This window comes from Bacillus pretiosus (genome assembly GCF_051294775.1).
GTDB classification, from domain to species: Bacteria; Bacillota; Bacilli; order Bacillales; family Bacillaceae_G; genus Bacillus_A; species Bacillus_A wiedmannii.
In genome coordinates, this window is the sequence record NZ_JBPPHF010000330.1 from 1 (window position 1) to 294 (window position 294).

A 294-nucleotide genomic window follows, 5' to 3' on the forward strand; every position below is an offset into this window, starting at 1 on the left:
AGCCGCCACTCATTCTATCGCGAATAATAGAGCTCTTCGCATTCGCTTTCGGAAGAATTTCATCAGGATGTTTCCAGCCGCCGTGAATTAACGTAACTTCTGTTTTATTATCTCCTAGCTCTTTCAGATTAAATGAAACGACCCAGCCATCTGTATCCCATGAGAAAGATAGATGGTTTGGTTCATCTATTTCTAACACTTTACATGGTGATGGGCCAAATGGTGATTGCACATGAAATTCATGTCCTACCTCTAATACAAAATCATTCGGCATAAACCATGACGCAATCCCTT

General features: G+C 40.8%; 1 protein-coding gene. It reads right to left on the reverse strand.

The window, feature by feature from the left end:
- Positions 1 to 294: SRPBCC family protein (locus ACSG5Z_RS31110; protein ID WP_435712883.1), on the reverse strand; the 294-nt coding region annotated here is incomplete at both ends.